The sequence below is a fragment of the Inquilinus limosus MP06 genome, from assembly GCF_000767795.1.
Taxonomy (GTDB): domain Bacteria; phylum Pseudomonadota; class Alphaproteobacteria; order DSM-16000; family Inquilinaceae; genus Inquilinus; species Inquilinus limosus_E.
Window position 1 is genome coordinate 1 of sequence record NZ_JANX01000131.1, and the last position, 12,729, is coordinate 12,729.

Consider the following 12,729-nt stretch of genomic DNA (forward strand, 5'->3'; position numbering starts at 1 on the left):
CCGGCCATCGGCCGTCAGCTCGACCCGCCCGCCGACCGGCTGATCATAGAGACCCGGCGCCAGCCCGCCCAGCGCCGCGGCGTCGGAGACCAGCACCGCGCGCTCCAGCCCCTTGGCCCGCAGCATGGCCTTCAGCACATCGGCCGGCAGGTGGTGGCCGTCGGCGATGAAGCTGGCGGTCAGGCGGTCCTCGGCCAGCTGCGACCAGATCGGGTTCGGATGGCGCGGCAGCGTCGCGGCGATGCCGTTGCCGAGATGAGTGGACAGCGCCGCCCCGGCCTCCACCGCCGCCGCGATCTGCGCCGGCGAGGCGTCGGTGTGGCCGATCGCGACAAGAACGCCGCGCGCCGTGAGGCCGCGGATATAGTCCGGCGCGCCATCATGGTGCGGCGACAGCGTGACCAGGCCGACGAGGCCGCCGCAGGCCGCCTGCCAGCGGTCGAATTCGGCGAGGTCCGGCGGCCGCACCTGGTCGCGCGGATGCGCCCCGCGCGGCCCGTCCTCCGGCGAGATGTGCGGGCCTTCGACATGCACCGCCGGGATCATGTGCGCGATCAGCGGATCGGCCGCGCGTGCTTCCGCGATCGCGGCCAGCGCCGCGGTGATCGAGGCTTCGGGCGCGGTGATCAGCGTCGGCAGGAAGGTGGTGACACCGTCCCGCCGCAGCGCCGCCGACAGCCGCGCCACCGTCTCCGGCACCAGGCCGCCGCCGTTCAGATCGTGGCCCGCGAAGCCGTTGACCTGCAGGTCGACCAGCCCGGCCGACAGCCAAGCCGTCTCGCCCGCCGGGCCGTCCTCGATCGCGGCGATGCGGCCGTCCTTGATCGTAACCGCCAGGCTGCGGCCGGTGGCCGGGTCTCGGCCGGTGATCACAGCGACCGCACCCGGCCGCGGAACCGGCCAATGAAGCGGCCATTGGCCTCGTCGCCGCCGGGCGCGTTGCCGCTGCGCCAGACCGGCGGCTCGATGCCGCGTTCGGCCAATTTGGCGATGGTGCGGATGACCAGGCAGTTCAGCGCGAAGGCGTTGGCGAAGGTGGAGATGGCGGCCACCGGCTCACCCACCCCCGGGATCCGCACGACGGCATCGCCGACCGGCACCTTGGTGTCGATGGCGATGTCGGCCAGGTCGTGCAGGTTCTGCCTGGTCGGGTGGCGGGCCGGATGGTCCGGCGCGGTCTGGTCGGCGTGGCCGCGCGAGCTGATGCCGATGACGAAGGTCCCGCGGCGCCTCGCCTCTATCGCCGCATCGATCAGCGCGGCGTTGATGCCGTAGGCGTTGACCAGGATCAGCAGGTCGTCCGGCCCCAGGCCGCGGTCGGCGATCACCACCCTTCCGTAGCCCGGCGTCCGCTCGATCGCCATCGACCGCAGGGCGCCGTTCGACAGCAACGTGCCCTCGTCGAGGATGGCCGAGACATGCATCAGCCCGCCGGCGCGGAAGAAGATCTCCTGCGCCGCCAGGTTGGAATGGCCGCCGGGACCGAAGACATGGACCAGCCGGTCGGCCGCGATCTGGTCGGCCAGGCGGGCGGCGGCGCGGTCCAGGCTGTCGCGTTCCGCCTCCAGGATCGCGCGCATCAGCTCCTGCGTGCGGTCGAGATAGGCGGCGCAGAGGGCGTCGGCATCGATGTCAGCCATGGGGATCCGACTCCGGGTCCAGGAACAGGGTCACGGCGGGGTGGCGGCGCAGCGCCGTCGCCGGGCAGGCGGCGCCGATCGGGTCATGCAGGGCCCGGCGCACCGCCTCGCGCTTGGCCGCCCCCGGCACCACGCAGACGAGGCGGTCGGCGCGCAGCAGTCGCGGCACCGTCAGGGTGAGGGCATGCGTCGGCACGTCGTCGAAGCCCGGAAAGCAGCCATCATCGACCTGCTGCTGGCGGCAGACGGCGTCGAGCTCCACGACCTTCACGTCCAGCGGGTCGGCCAGGTCGGCCACCGGTGGGTCGTTGAAGGCGAGGTGGCCGTTCACGCCGATGCCGAGGCAGACGATGTCGATCGGGGCCTCCGCCAGCAGGCGGGCATAATCCGCGGCGGCGGCAACCGGGTCGCTGCCGGGATCGATCAGGTGGACGGCGCCGAAGGGCAGCCGGTCGAACAGGTGGCGACGCAGCCACAGGGCGAAGCGGGCCGGCGCGTCCGACACCAGGCCGATATACTCGTCCATGTGGAAGGCGATGACGCGGCTCCAGTCGATGCCGGGTTCGGCCACCAGCGCGTCCAGCATCTCGGCCTGGCTGGGCGCCGCGGCGAAGATCATGCGGACCCGGCCCTGACCGGCCAGGCGGCGGCGCAGATCCTCGGCCACTGCGGCCGCGGCGGCGCGACCCATCGCGGCGCGGCCGGGATGGACCTGGACGTCGATGCCGCCCACCGGGGCGATTGCGGACAGCGTCATGCGAAACTCCGTTCGGTCGGCGGCACCTCCGCCAGCCTTTCGATCATCAGCAGCAGGGCCCGGGCGATATGGAACGGGTCTTTCACGGGCAGCGCCACGGTCTTGTCGAGCGGCGCCCCGGCGCGGTTGCGGATCTGCACCCATTCGCGGCCCGGCCCGGCGGGAAAGACGCGCCAGGTGTACGCCGCCAGCCGGTCGTGCCAGGCGGCGAGATCGTCCCGCCCGGTCTCGAGATACAGCAGCCCGAGCGTGTACAGCGCCTCGGCATGCGGCCACCACAGCTTGGTGTCCCAGGTGTCGGCAACAAGCTCCTCATACCGGTCGCCCGTCCGCCGCCCGCGCGGCGCGCCACCGTCGCGGTCGGCATAGCGCAGCAACCCGCCCTGCTCCGCGTCCCAGCCCAGCGTCGCGGCCCGGATCGCAATGTCCGCGAGAGTGTCGGCCTCAAACAGCGGGGACTCCGCCGCGATGCCGCGGTGCCGCAAGGACTGCCCGGCCTGCCACAGGAACCAGCAGGCCTCCAGCACATGGCCCGGGGTGCGGTGGCGGGCTAGCAGCGTGTCGGCGTCACTCGCCGCCGCAGGCGCCATCTCGGCGATGTCGTCGCCGGCCAGGAACATCGTCTCGATCTTCTGCACCGCGCCCAGCACTGTCTCGGCGGCCACGGCCGAGCCGGTCGCGTCCAGCACCTCCGCCCCGACGCCGATCAGGATCATCGGCAGCGAGAAGCCGCGGAAGCCGGCCCGGATCGGATAAGGCTCGGTGCGCGCGGTGCCGGCGGCGATGCGGCCGGCGGCGCTCGCCAGCAGCCGTTCCGCCAGGGCGCCCCATTCCCCCTCCCCGCTCTCCGCCGCCAGGGCGGCGGAGCCGAGGGCGACGAACAGGTCGGCGAAGACGCTGGCGTGCAGGTCCTGCCCCGGCCCCGGCGGCTTCGGCGTGCCGTCCTCCGCCAGCAGATAGGCCGTGCTGCCGTCCGCCAGCAGCGCGTGGTCGCGCAGCAGCACGGCGGTGCGGCGCGCCCGGTGGAGGCAGGCGGCCCGGTCGATCTCGACCAGGCCGAGCCGCCCGGCACGGGCCAGCCGCGCCATCAGCCAGACCCACCGCCCCTGCGACCAGGTGTATTTGTCGCGCGACAGCAGCCGGCCGCCATCATTCGACCAGCAGGTGAACACGCCGCCATGCCGGTCGTCCGGGCTGGTGGCCAGCCACCAGGCCAGGACGTCGTCCGTCAGGTGGCGGGCGGTGGCCCGGCGCAGCGCCGCCGGGTCCGCAATCGAGACGGCCTCAGGCACGGCTGGCGCTCTCGCCGCGGACGGGGATGCCGGCCACCGCCGTCTCGTCGCTCTCCAGCGCGTCGATCAGCGCGTCGGCCTCGGCGTTCCGCCACGGCGCCACCAGCCCGATCAGAGTGAACACGGCCAGCGAGCACAGCACCGGCCCGGCGACGGTGATCGAGGTGACCCAATCCGGGTTCAGCGCCTTGATCTGGTCGACGAAGACGTATTTCACCAGGACGAAGACGACCAGGCCGGTCGCCCAGGAGGCCAAGGCCGCGGTCGGGCCGCAGCGGCGGAAGGCCGGCAGCATCCCGAACAGCATCGGGATCGCGATCGGCCCGACCAGCGCGCCGAACCACAGGATGATCAGCCCCAGCACGCCGCCGAAGCTGTCGGCGGTCAGCGCGATGCCCATCGACAGGGCGATGAACAGGAAGGTGCTGAGCCGGCCGACGAACAACTCGGTCTGGCCGGACATCATCTTGGCGCCCTTCCAGATCACCGGCAGGATGTCGCGGGTGACGACGGCGGAGACGGCGTTGGCGTCCGACGAGGTCATGGCCATGGTGTGCGCGAACATCCCGGCCAGCACCAGCCCGATCAGGCCGGTGGGCAGCAGGCTCTGGGTCAGCAGCGCGTAGGATTGCTGCGGCTGGTCCAGGTTCGGCAGCAGGATCGGCGCCGCCCACATCGGGAAGAACAGGATCAGCGGCCAGACCAGATAGAGGGCGGCGGACAGGAGCGCCGCCTTGCGCGCCTCGCCGCCCGTCGGCGCGGCGATGAAGCGCTGCGCCAGGTTCCAGGTGCCGCCATTGTAGGACAGCGTGTTGATCAGCAGGTACACCAGCACGAAGACGATGGTGTACTGGCCGTTGAAGGGCGAGGAATGGCCCGGCGGCAGCTGGTCCCAGATGGTCCAGAGGGCCGAGACGCCGCCCAGCTTGGCCAGCACGGCGATGAACAGCACGATGCCGGCCAGCAGCTGGATGACGAACTGGCTGAAATCGGTCAGCGCGTCGGCCCACAAGCCGCCGATGGTGGAATAGATCAGGGTGACGCCGCCGGTCAGCAGCACGCCCCACACCAGCGGCACGTCGGCGAAGACCTTCAGCAGCAGGGCGGTGGCAGTCCATTTCGCGCCGACATCGAACACCTTCAGCGCCCCGCCGCTCCACGCCAGCACCTGCTGGGTCGGGACGTTGTAGCGGGTCGACAGGTATTCCAGCGGCGAGATGATCGCCAGGCGCTGCCTGAGGCGCGACCAGCGCGGCGCGAACAGCACCGACCCGACCACCATGGCGAAGGCGATGCCGATCGCCCACCAGACATAGAGCGTGAAGCCGGCGGTGTAGGCGATCGCGGCGTAGCCGACGAAGACCGCGGCGCTGTAGCCGGACATGTGGTGCGACACGCCGGACAGCCACCACGGCATCCGGCCGCCGGCGGTGAAGAAGTCCGCCGCCGTCTTGATCTGGCTGCGGGCCCAGACGCCGATGCCGACCATCAGCAGGAAATAGGCCCAGAGCACCACCCAGTCGAACGTCCCCATGAAGTCCCCCTTGCTGCCGGCCCGGTCGTTGCGGGCCTTCGGACGCCAGGGTGTTGTGCAACCGGTTGCATGTCAAGCCGCAACCGGTTGCACGAGGAATTCTGAAGTGATGTACCATTCCGCCGCGCCGCGCTAAGAGTGTGGGCAGCCGAACCACCGGGCCGCCATGGACCAGCCGCCGAAATCCATCCCGACGATCGAGCAGGTGGCCCGCGCCGCCGGCGTGGCGCGGTCGACCGTGTCGCGCGCCTTCAGCCGGCCGGGGATGCTGAGCGCGGAGACCGTGGCCCATATCATGGAAGTGGCCGCCCGGCTGGGCTACGCCCCGAACCAGGTGGCGCGGGCGCTGTCGACCGGCCGCTACGGCAACATCGCGCTGATCGTGCCGGACGTCGCCAACCCCTTCTTCCCGCCGCTGATCCGGGCGGCGGAGGCGCGGGCGGATGCCGCCGGCCTGTGCGTCTTCCTCGGCGATTCGGACGAAGACCCGGACCGGGAGGAGCGGCTGACCGGCAAGATGGCGGCGCAGGTCGACGGCTTCGTCCTGGCCTCGTCCCGCCTGGGCGAGGACGCGGTGCGGTCGCTGCGCGGCCGCCGGCCGGTGGTGCTGGTCAACCGCGATATCGACGGGCTGGACCGGGTGCTGATCGACAGCGCCCCCGGCACGGCGGCGGCGGTCCGGCACCTGCAGGAGCTGGGACACCGGCGGATCGCCTATGTCGGCGGCCCGCCCTTCTCCTGGTCCAACCAGCAGCGGCGGACAGCAGTGCTGCGGACGGCCGGAGAGCTGGCCGTCGAGGCCGTCGAGGTCGCGGCCGACCGGCCGTCCTATGAGGACGGTATGGCGGCGGCCCCGGCCGTGCTGTCCGCCCGGACCACCGCGGCGATCGCCTTCGACGACCTGGTGGCGCAGGGGCTGATGGCGGGCCTCGCCGAGCTGGGCATCGACGTGCCGGCCGGGTTCAGCGTCATCGGCTGCGACGACGTGCTGGGCGCCCGCACCTATCCGCCGCTGACCACGATCTCCGCCCGGTCGACCGACGCCGGCCGCACGGCGATCGAGATGCTGCTGGCGCAGATCGAGTCCGGCCCCTCCTCCGGGACAGCGCAGCGGCTCGACACCGAGCTGATCGTCCGCGCGACGACGGCCGTGCCGCCCGCCGCCTGAGTGAGGACGGGCGAAGCCGTCGGCCCCGCTAGCCCTTGACGCTGCCGCTGGTCAGGCCGGAGACGATCGAGCGCTGCAGCAGCAGGCCGACCAGCACCGGAGGTGCTGCGGCGATCACCCCGGCCGTCGCCAGAAGGCCGTAGTCGGAGACGCGGCCGCTGGCCAGGTTGGCGATCACCACGGTCAGGGTCTGGGCCCGGCTGTCGCTGGTGAACAGCATGGAATAGAGGAACTCGTCCCACACGATCAGAGCCGAGAACAGCAGAGTCGTGGCGATCACCGGCCGGGCCAGCGGCAGCGTCACCCGCAGCAGGATCTGCCACAGCGGCGCGCCGTCGATCCGCGCCGCCTCCTCCAGGTCCACCGGGATGTTGTCGATGCCGCTCTTCAAGAGCCAGGTGGTGAAGGGCAGCACGATGGTGCAGTCCGCGATCATCAGCGCCCAGGGCGAGTTCAGCAGGTCGAGCGACGACAGGATGCGGTACAGCGGCACCACGAACATCAGCGGCGGCAGCATGTAGGTGGCGACCACCAGATACAGCAGCCAGCCGAGCCGCCGCGGATAGCGAGAGAACACCCAGGCCGCCGGCACCGCCAGCAGGAAGGAGATCACCGTGGTGCCCAGCGCCACCATGCAGGTGTTGCGCAGCGCCGCCAGGAAGACCTGCCCGTCGCCATTGTCCGACAGGCTGAGCAGCCGGACATAGCGCGAGAAATCGAGCTCGCTCGGGATCCAGGCCAGCGGCAGGGTGGTCAGGTCGCGGGTCGAGCTGACGCTCATCACCAGCAGCCACACCACCGGCACCAGCACGACGAAGCCGACCAGGTACATGGCGCCATAGGCGGCGATGCGGGCAGGCAGGGACATCCGCATCGCTCAGGCCCTCGGCTGGTTGCGCAGGACGCGGGTGTAGCCGGCGATCAGCAGCAGGCTGAGCGCCACCGACAGCATCGCCAGCGAGGCGCCGTAGCCGGCATGGCGGAACGAGAACGCCTCCTGATAGATCAGGATGCTGAGCGACTTGGTGCTGTCCAGCGGGCCGCCGCGGGTCATCACCCAGACGATGTCGAACACCTTCACCGCCTCGATCATGCGCAGGACCGCGGCGATGCTCAGCGGCAGCAGGATCACCGGCAGGGTGACGGCGCGGAACCGGGCGAAGAAGCCGGCGCCGTCGATCGTCGCGGCCTCGCGCAGTTCCTTCGGCACGCTCTGCAGCCCGGCGAGCGTGATCAGCGCCACCAGCGAGAAGGTCTTCCAGATGTCGGCGGCGGCGATGGCGAACAGCGCCGTCGCCGGGCTGCCCAGCCAGCTCTGGTACCTGTCGATGATGCCGAGCTGCAGCAGCAGCGCGTTGAGCGCGCCGAAATCCGGGTTGTAGATCACCCGCCAGGCCATGGCGTTGACCACGGTCGGCAGCGCCCAGGGCACGATCAGCAGGAAGCGGAAGAAGGCGCGGCCCTTCAGCTCCATGTCCAGCAGCAGCCCGACGCAGAGGCCGAGGAACAGCTCGATGCTGACGGTCAGCACCGTGAACAGCGCGGTGACGCCGAGCGCCTTGAGGAAGCCCGGCGCCCGCAGCGCGCGCAGATAGTTGTCGATGCCGACGAAATTGCCGCTGGCATCGCCCAGCTTTGCATCGGTGAAGCTGAGCCAGACGGTGTCGAGCAGCGGCCAGCCGATCACGGCGGCGAGGACGAGCAGCAGCGGCAGGATCATCAGCAGCCGGCCGCGGAGCGTCAGCGCCCGCCGCTTGCGGCCGAGGCCCGCGTCTGCCGCCGCCCGCACGGGGGTGGACGACGGCAGGGACGAGGCGCCTCCGGTTCCGGACAAGCTCAACCGCCGGACGCCAGGTCGGAGGCGGCCGATTTCAGCGCGTCCTCGGCCGAGGCCTGGTCCAGCAGCGCCTGCTGCAGGGCCTGCTGCAGCCGGGTCGAGAACTGCTGGTAGTCGACCACGAAGGGCCGCGCGAACAGCGCGGCGAAGGACTTGGCCTGCGCCTCCAGCAGCGACGCGTTCGGGCCGTTCTTCACCGCCGGGTCCTCATAATAGGACTTCCAGATCGACGGGGCGGAGGTCGCGTACTTGGCCTCCACCTCGGGCGAGGCGAGATAGCTGATATAGGTCCAGGCGGCGTCCTGGTTCTTGCTGCCGGACGGAATGCCCAGGCCCATGGCGCCGTTGACGGTCGAGACCGTGCTCTTCCCCTCGACGCCCGGCGGCGCCATCACGCCGACCTGGCCGGTGACCTGCGATTCCTTGGCGTTGTTGTTGGCCTGGTCGTACATGTAGGTCCAGTTCAGCGCGAAGGCGGCCTGGCCGCTGGAGAAGACGCGCCGGACATCCTCCTCCAGATACTCGGTCGAATGCGGGTTGGTGGTGCCGTCCTTCAGCGTGTCGACCATGAACTTCAGCGCGTCCAGGCCGCCGCCGCTCTGGAAGGTCGGCTTGCCGTTGCCGTCGACGAAGCTGCCGCCGAAGGCCTGCATCAGCACGGCGTAGTCGCAGATGATCGCCTCGGCCTGGCTCCAGCTCCACACGATCGGGTATTCGACGATGCCCTTCTGCTTCAGGATCTCGGCGTCCTTGATCACCTCGGGCCAGCTGGCCGGCGGCTTGGCGATCCCGGCCTTCTCCAGCATCGCCTTGTTGTAGAAGAACAGCTTGCTGTCCATCAGCCAGGGCATGCCGTAGGACTTGCCCTTGTAGTCGACCGTGGTCCAGGCGCCGTCCTGCACCCCGGTGCGGGTCTTGGTGTCGATCCGGCCGGTGACGTCGGCCAGGACGTTGTTGGCGGCGAACTCGGCCGGCCAGATCACGTCGAACAACACCACGTCGTAGCCGCCGCCGGAGCCGGAGGCGAGGGTGATCTTGTCGTGCAGCGCCTCATAGGGCACGAATTCCAGCTTCACCTGGATGTCCGGATGCGCCTTCTGGAAGGCGTCGGTCATCCCGCGAATGTCCGATTCCGAGTAGCCCGCCTGCGCCATGAACAGGGCGTTCAGCGTGGTCTCCGCCCGGGCGATGCCCGGCAGGCCCAGCAGCAGCGCGGCGCCCAGCGTCGCGCCGGCCCGGCGACCGATCCATCCCATGTGCCACCTCCCCTTTTCGCGGGCCGCAGGCGGCCTGATCCGTCGATCACCGCCGACCCGATTAATGAAACAGTGTTTTATTAATCCTGCCGACCGACAACCTTGTCAACCGGCTCATCCGACCAGCAGCGCCAGGGCTGGATGCTCGGTGCCGAACGACCCCGCCAGCGGCGACAGGCTCGATTGCAGCAGCACCGCCACCGGCAGCGCCGCGGCCCCCATGGCCGGCAGCTCGGCCGCGTGCTCGGCCGGCAGCAGCCGCGGCAGGCTGGAATGGCGATGGGTCATGCTCGGCAGCAGCGGCTGGGCCGACTCGATCAGCCCGTCCATCAGCTCCGCGGGCATGGTGCCGCCGATGACGATGGTGTCGGGGTCGAACATCGCCTCGATGTTGCGGATGGCGATGCGGAGGTACTGCCCCGCCTCCTGCCGCCAGGCCAGCAGGCGCGGGTCGCCGGCGCGGACCAGCGCCGCCAGCTCCTCGGCCGGCACCTCGTCCGGCGTCCGCTCCGGGCCGCACACGGACTCGGCCGCGGCGTAGTAGGACAAATACTGCTCCAGGCAGCCGCGGCTGCCGCAGCTGCAGGGCCGGCCGCCGGGCTTGACGATCATGTGGCCGATCTCGCCGGCGCCGCCGAACCGGCCGCGATAGGGCTGGCCGTCGACCACGATGCCGCCGCCGAGGCCGAGGTTGAAATGCAGGTAGAAGAAGCTGGCGGCGCTGCGGCCGACGCCGTACAGCCGCTCGCCGATGGCGGCGGCGGTGGCGTCGTTCTCGACCAGCGTCCACAGCCCGGTCAGCCGCCCCAGCTCGGTCGCCAGCGGGAACTTCCCCCAGGCCTCGGCCTCCTGCACCTTGTCGTACCACGCGGTGCCGTTCTCGACCGTGCCGGGCACGCTGCAGCCCAGGCCCCAGACCTGGTCGCGGCCGATGCCGGAGGAGGCCAACAGGTCGCCGGCCTGCGCCGCCAGCATCTCCGCCACCGCCTCCGGCTCGCGCGCCGACAGCGGCCGCGAATCCTGGGCCACGACTTGCCCGGCGAGGTCCGCCAGCACCCCGGTGACCTGGCGGTAGGCCAGGCTGAGACCGATGGTGTAGCCGCCGGCCGGGTTGACCGACAGCTCGGCCGCCGGCTGGCCGCGCTGCCCCAGCCGCTTGCCGTCCTGGCGGATCAGCCCGGCCTCCTCCAGCTCCGCCGCGATGTTCGAGACGCCCTGCACGGTCAGGCCGATCAGCCCCGCCAGTTCCGCCCGCGTCACCGGCCCGTGCCGCCGCACCGCGTCGAACACCGCCCGGCGGTTGAGCGCCCGGGCATGCTCCAGATTGGCGCCTTGGAAGGTGCCGGAGCGGTGCGTCTGGCGCGTCATGCGATTTCCCCTCGACGGTGCATCCGATCCACTATAATCAAACAGCGTTGAATTAATAGCCGCCTTGCCAAGGGCCGCGGAGGGAGATGCACCCATGCAGATCGGCACCTATATCCGACAGCAGCCGGAGATCTTCGCAGGCCTGCCCGCGACGCTGGCCCCGGTGCTGGCCGGCCTCCCCTCCCTGGCCCGGATGCCGGAGCGTATCGTGCTGCTGGGCACCGGCTCGTCGATGAACGCGCTGCTGGCCGGCGCCGACGCGCTGGAGGCGGCGACCGGCGCCGCCATCGTGGCCAAGGAGCCGGAGGCGTTCCTGCGCCGGCCGCCCCGGGCGGGATCGGTGCCGACCCTGGTGCTGGCGGCCTCGCAGTCGGGCATGAGCATCACCTCGATCGAGTCAGTGAGGCTGGCGGTGGCCAGCGGCTTCCCGACCGCGGTGATCACGGCCGACGGCGACAGCCCGATCGCCAAGGCGGGCGCCGATGTGGTGCTGATCCCGATCGGGCCGGAGACGGTGGGGCCGAAGACCAAGGGCTACACCGCCACCGCCCTGGCCGTGCTGGCCGTCGCGGCGCAACTCGGTCGCCGCCCGATCGAGACCACCAGCCTCGCCGCCGCGCTGGAGCGGACGGTGGAGAGCGCCCGGCTGGCGGCGGACAGCCTGCTGGCCCGATACGGCGTGCCCGACTACATCCTGGTCGCCGGCCAGGCCGGCCATGTCGGCACCGCGCTGGAGGCGTCGCTGAAGATCGCCGAGATCAGCGGCGTGCCGACCGCCGCCTTCGACACCGAGGAGGCGCTGCACGGCCATTGCTACGGCACCACCGCGCAAAGCCTGGTGATCGTGATCGCGCAGAGCGAGACGGAAGCGAAGGTCGCCGCCAATCTGGGCGAGGCGCTGACCGAGCTGGGACCGCGCCTGGCGGTGTGCAACCTGTCCGGCCATGCCACCCGGTTCGACTGGGCGGTGGAGTGGCCCGCGCATGCCGACGCCGAGCGGCTGGGGCCGGCCTGGGCGCCGATCCCGTTCCAGTGGCTGGCCTGCGCCCTGGCCGTGGCGCGCGGCGTGAACCCGGACGCGATGATCTACCCGGACATCGGCAAGAAGCTGAATGTCCGGCTGCGGCCGGCGGCGGCGTGATGCCTGTCGCCATCGGGATCGATATCGGCGGCACCTCGGTCAAGCTGGGGGCGGTCGACGCGCAGGGCCGGCAGGTCGCCCGCGGCCGTTTCCCGGTGCGGCGCGAGGCCGGCTTCGACGACTTCGCCGCCGCCACGGTGGCGGGGGTCGAGGCGCTGCTTCAAGGCGGGCTCGCGGCCGACGCCATCGGCATCGGCGTGCCGGGCTATCCCCTGCCCGATACCGGCATGCTGGTCGGCCAGTGCCCGGCGGTGCCGGCGCTGATGCACGGGTCGCTGTCGCAGGTGCTGGGCGGCCGCTTCCGGCTGCCGGTCGCGATCGGCAATGACGGGGTGTGCGCCACCCATGGCGAGATGCGCTTCGGCGTCGCCCGCGACCTGCGGCGCTTCGCCCTGATGACGCTGGGCACCGGCATCGGGGGCGCCATCGTCATCGACCGCAAAGTGGTCGACGGCCCCGCCGGGCTGCCGCCGGAGTTCGGCTGCATGTCGCTGGACCCGGCGCGGGAGGATATCGCCACCCCGGTGCCGGGCATGGTCGAGAACCTGGCCAGCGCCTCGGCCCTGGTGGCGCGCTACGCGGAACTGCGCCCCGGCTTCGAGGCCGGCGGCGCCGAACATGTCTTCGACCGCGCCAAGGCGGGCGAGACGGAGGCGCTGCAGGTGGTCGACGAGGTCGCGCGCTGGCTGGCCCAGGCCATCGGCATCATGGCCAACATGCTGAACATCGAGGCCGC

Annotated in this window: 12 protein-coding genes; 3 read left to right on the forward strand and 9 right to left on the reverse strand. The window is 71.3% G+C overall.

Annotated elements, in window-relative coordinates:
- From P409_RS12795 to P409_RS12815, 5 genes are all read right to left on the reverse strand, one after another.
- Window positions 1-873, reverse strand: an 873-nt coding sequence (locus P409_RS12795; RefSeq protein WP_034836673.1) for an N-acetylglucosamine-6-phosphate deacetylase, incomplete at its 3' end; no start/stop codon positions are given.
- Window positions 870-1,640, reverse strand: coding sequence for a sugar isomerase domain-containing protein (locus tag P409_RS12800; RefSeq protein WP_034836678.1), 771 nt, complete (start codon window positions 1,638-1,640; stop codon window positions 870-872). The genes P409_RS12800 and P409_RS12795, both read right to left, overlap by 4 nt.
- Window positions 1,633-2,397 carry a glucosamine-6-phosphate deaminase gene (locus P409_RS12805; RefSeq protein ID WP_081991472.1) on the reverse strand — a complete coding sequence of 255 codons (765 nt, stop codon included), beginning with the start codon at window positions 2,395-2,397 and terminating at the stop codon, window positions 1,633-1,635. Before P409_RS12805 ends, P409_RS12800 begins: the two co-directional genes overlap by 8 nt.
- Window positions 2,394-3,689: an AGE family epimerase/isomerase gene (locus P409_RS12810; protein WP_202964652.1), complete on the reverse strand. Its 1,296-nt coding sequence runs from the start codon at window positions 3,687-3,689 to the stop codon at window positions 2,394-2,396. The genes P409_RS12805 and P409_RS12810 overlap by 4 nt, the downstream gene beginning before the upstream one ends.
- On the reverse strand, window positions 3,682-5,223 hold the full coding sequence (locus tag P409_RS12815) for a sodium:solute symporter family protein (protein ID WP_034836683.1): 1,542 nt from the start codon (window positions 5,221-5,223) through the stop codon (window positions 3,682-3,684). The genes P409_RS12810 and P409_RS12815 overlap by 8 nt, the downstream gene beginning before the upstream one ends.
- 166 nt (window positions 5,224-5,389) lie before the next feature.
- Between P409_RS12815 and P409_RS12820 the strand changes: the two genes are divergently transcribed.
- Window positions 5,390-6,391, forward strand: a complete 1,002-nt coding sequence (locus P409_RS12820) for a LacI family DNA-binding transcriptional regulator (protein ID WP_034836685.1) — start codon at window positions 5,390-5,392, stop codon at window positions 6,389-6,391.
- Between the two features lie 28 nt (window positions 6,392-6,419).
- On the opposite strand, the gene P409_RS40070 is transcribed toward P409_RS12820, so the two are convergent.
- The 4 genes from P409_RS40070 to P409_RS12840 all read right to left on the reverse strand — a co-directional run bounded on the left by P409_RS40070 (window position 6,420) and on the right by P409_RS12840 (window position 10,852).
- Complete coding sequence (locus P409_RS40070) at window positions 6,420-7,259, reverse strand: carbohydrate ABC transporter permease (RefSeq protein WP_202964653.1); 840 nt, start codon at window positions 7,257-7,259, stop codon at window positions 6,420-6,422.
- 9 nt (window positions 7,260-7,268) lie between these two features.
- Window positions 7,269-8,225 carry a carbohydrate ABC transporter permease gene (locus P409_RS40075; protein WP_202964654.1) on the reverse strand — a complete coding sequence of 319 codons (957 nt, stop codon included), beginning with the start codon at window positions 8,223-8,225 and terminating at the stop codon, window positions 7,269-7,271.
- Window positions 8,226-8,227: 2 nt separating this feature from the next.
- The gene (locus tag P409_RS12835) at window positions 8,228-9,484 is read right to left on the reverse strand and encodes an extracellular solute-binding protein (protein ID WP_034836694.1); all 1,257 of its coding nucleotides are present in this window, start codon (window positions 9,482-9,484) and stop codon (window positions 8,228-8,230) included.
- A gap of 114 nt (window positions 9,485-9,598) precedes the next feature.
- Window positions 9,599-10,852: an ROK family transcriptional regulator gene (locus P409_RS12840; protein ID WP_052120518.1), complete on the reverse strand. Its 1,254-nt coding sequence runs from the start codon at window positions 10,850-10,852 to the stop codon at window positions 9,599-9,601.
- Window positions 10,853-10,946: 94 nt separating this feature from the next.
- On the opposite strand from P409_RS12840, the gene P409_RS12845 reads away from it, so the two are divergent.
- Both P409_RS12845 and P409_RS12850 read left to right on the forward strand, forming a co-directional pair.
- Complete coding sequence (locus tag P409_RS12845) at window positions 10,947-11,993, forward strand: SIS domain-containing protein (protein ID WP_034836698.1); 1,047 nt, start codon at window positions 10,947-10,949, stop codon at window positions 11,991-11,993.
- The coding region (locus P409_RS12850) for an ROK family protein (protein WP_034836700.1) at window positions 11,993-12,729 on the forward strand (737 nt) is incomplete at its 3' end. The genes P409_RS12845 and P409_RS12850, both read left to right, overlap by 1 nt.

Bases quoted from the DNA above. Each gene is read 5' to 3' on its own strand.
- P409_RS12800 (WP_034836678.1), bottom strand. From the start codon at position 1,640: ATGGCTGACATCGATGCCGACGCCCTCTGCGCCGCCTATCTCGACCGC.
- P409_RS12805 (WP_081991472.1), bottom strand. From the start codon at position 2,397: ATGACGCTGTCCGCAATCGCCCCGGTGGGCGGCATCGACGTCCAGGTC.
- P409_RS12815 (WP_034836683.1), bottom strand. From the start codon at position 5,223: ATGGGGACGTTCGACTGGGTGGTGCTCTGGGCCTATTTCCTGCTGATG.
- P409_RS12820 (WP_034836685.1), top strand. From the start codon at position 5,390: ATGGACCAGCCGCCGAAATCCATCCCGACGATCGAGCAGGTGGCCCGC.
- P409_RS40070 (WP_202964653.1), bottom strand. From the start codon at position 7,259: ATGTCCCTGCCTGCCCGCATCGCCGCCTATGGCGCCATGTACCTGGTC.
- P409_RS12835 (WP_034836694.1), bottom strand. From the start codon at position 9,484: ATGGGATGGATCGGTCGCCGGGCCGGCGCGACGCTGGGCGCCGCGCTG.
- P409_RS12840 (WP_052120518.1), bottom strand. From the start codon at position 10,852: ATGACGCGCCAGACGCACCGCTCCGGCACCTTCCAAGGCGCCAATCTG.
- P409_RS12845 (WP_034836698.1), top strand. From the start codon at position 10,947: ATGCAGATCGGCACCTATATCCGACAGCAGCCGGAGATCTTCGCAGGC.